This is a genomic window from Methylocystis suflitae (assembly GCF_024448135.1).
Taxonomy (GTDB): Bacteria; Pseudomonadota; Alphaproteobacteria; order Rhizobiales; family Beijerinckiaceae; genus Methylocystis; species Methylocystis suflitae.
This window is the reverse complement of the sequence record NZ_JAMRYX010000120.1, coordinates 1-490: the sequence shown is the minus strand read 5'-3', so window position 1 is coordinate 490 and position 490 is coordinate 1. Positions and strand designations below refer to the sequence as shown.

Below are 490 nucleotides of genomic sequence, written 5' to 3'. Positions count from 1 at the left end.
CTTGGGCAAGATCAGCCTGTTATCCCCGAGGTACCTTTTATCCGTTGAGCGACAGCGCTTCCACAAGCCACTGCCGGATCACTAGTCCCGACTTTCGTCCCTGCTCGACCTGTCAGTCTCACAGTCAAGCTCCCTTGTGCACTTACACTCGACACCTGATTGCCAACCAGGTTGAGGGAACCTTTGGGCGCCTCCGTTACTTTTTGGGAGGCAACCGCCCCAGTTAAACTACCCACCAGGCACTGTCCCTGAACCGGATTACGGTTCGAAGTTAGATATCCAGAGTGACCAGAGTGGTATTTCAACAATGACTCCACACGAACTAGCGTCCATGCTTCAAAGTCTCCCACCTATCCTACACAAGCCACACCGAACACCAATACCAAGCTGTAGTAAAGGTCACGGGGTCTTTCCGTCCTGCTGCGCGTAACGAGCATCTTTACTCGTAATGCAATTTCGCCGAGTTCGCGGTTGAGACAGTTGGGAAGTC

The 490-nt window shown here is 52.9% G+C and carries 1 rRNA gene; it reads right to left on the bottom strand.

From position 1 onward, the window contains the following. A 23S ribosomal RNA gene (locus NEI07_RS09800) occupies nt 1-490 on the bottom strand; the annotation flags it as partial.